At 72.4% G+C, this 1,758-nt stretch carries 1 protein-coding gene and 1 pseudogene; both read right to left on the bottom strand.

Annotated features, from left to right (window positions below; all coding sequences use genetic code 11):
• A pseudogene (locus tag BIV01_RS19880) lies at positions 1–465 on the bottom strand (hypothetical protein); the annotation flags it as partial.
• 73 nt (positions 466–538) lie between these two features.
• The coding region (locus BIV01_RS13800; protein WP_071303213.1) for a M23 family metallopeptidase at positions 539–1,758 on the bottom strand (1,220 nt) is incomplete at its 5' end.

The raw sequence follows: 1,758 nt of genomic DNA, 5'->3' as shown, positions 1-1,758 counted from the left end.
GGCCTGGGCGAGGACGGTCGCGGAGCGCTCGGACAGGTGCGACATCGTGCCGACCCGGTAGAGCAGGTCCTTGGAGTCCCGCGAGTCGATGAGCATCGCCGCGGACAGGTCCCCGCCGCCGGTGCGCGACAGCTCGACCACGAGGCCGGCGACCTGCTGCGCGGAGGCGTCCGCCGTCCGCTCCGCCCGCTTCGACTGCGCGGTGAGGTCGTCCAGGGTGGCCTGCGCGTCTTGCTGCTGCGACGACGCGAGGGCGTACGTCTGACCGGCCTGGAGCTCGGCGACCTGTGCGCTGTCGGCAGCGTCCTGCAGGGTCTGCAGCCGGGTGCTCAGCTCGTCGACGGTGGACTGGGCCTCGGCGGTGTCCGCCTTCGCCGCTCGCACGTCGTCCCAGCTCGGGGCGGACGGTGCCGCCTGGGCCGGGCCGGCGACCACGACGGAGAGACCGATCCCGAGGACGGCCACCACCGCGATCCCACAGGACAGGGTGCGAGCGGAGTGCTTCACGGCGTTCAGGGCCTTTCGGGCGCGCACACGGTCATACCGAGATCCCCCGCGCTGCCATGAAGGGGACCGGGTCGACGGCGGAACCGTTGACCCGGGTCTCGAAGTGGAGGTGGCAACCCGTCGACCACCCGGTCGAACCGACCTTGGCGATCTGCTGCCCGGCGGTGACGTGCTGGCCGACCGACACGAGCGTGCCGCCGTCGACGATGTGCCCGTACGCGGTCGAGATGCCGCCGCCGTTGTCGAGCACGACCTCGTTGCCGTAGCCGCCGCCGTTCGCCGCGAACGTCACCGTGCCGGACGCCGCCGCGTAGATCGGGGCGTAGCAGGCGGGAGCGAGGTCGACGCCTGCGTGCAGGGCGTAGTTCTTCGTGTACGGGTCGAGTCGGTAGCCGAACGGGCTCGTCTGGTACCCGCCGGTCGGGCGGACCCAGCCGGACGAGTTCGGCGAACCGCCACCGGTCCCGCCCTGGCTCGTCGCCGCGGCCTTCGCTGCCGCTGCCGCGATCCGGGCCAGCCGGGCCTTCTCGACCTGGACGCCCTTGTTGTAGCGCGCCTCGACGTTCTGCTCGCTCGTGGTGAGCAGGGTGAGCTGCGCCTCGAGTCGCTCCTTGTTGTCCGCCTGGGCGTCCACGGAGGACTGCGCCTGGTCGGCGGCGGTCTGTGCGGCCTGCATCTTCTGCTGTGCCTGGTCGGCGAGGTCGCCGAGGGCCTCCTTGGCGCGGTCCGCCTTGTCGGCGAGGCCCTGCGCCACGCCGCGGTCCTGCGACGCCTGCGCGTAGATGCCGTCGGCCTGCTCGCTGAGCTTGGACATCGCACCGAGCTCGTACAGCAGGTCACCCGACTTCGTGGGGTGCGTGAGGATGTCGGTCGTCACGTCGTTCGCGCTCGCCCGCCCGAGCTGCGCCGCGAGCTGACCGGCCTGCGCCTCGGACGCGGTCGCGGTCTTCTCGGCGTCGTCCGCCTGGGACTGCAGCTTCTTCTGGGTCAGCGTCGCGTCGTCGTACTTCGTCTGCGCGGTCTGGTAGGCCGTCCCGGCGGCCTCGGCGGACTTCTGCGCCGCGGAGGCCTTCGCCGTGAGGTCGGCGATGAGCCCCTGGATCTGGGTCACCTTCGCCTGCTGGGCCGACTTCGACGCCTTGGCCTTCTCGACGTCCGACCAGCTCGGGTACGACGCCGCACTGGCCGACGTCACCGGGGCGAGGGCCGCGAGGGTGCCGGCGGTGAGCGCGACGGCGACCGCGGCGGCGA

This window comes from Curtobacterium sp. MCBA15_013, from assembly GCF_001865095.1.
Taxonomy (GTDB): Bacteria; Actinomycetota; Actinomycetes; order Actinomycetales; family Microbacteriaceae; genus Curtobacterium.
The sequence above is the reverse complement of the archived record's forward strand: the minus strand, read 5'-3'. Positions and strand labels throughout refer to the sequence as shown.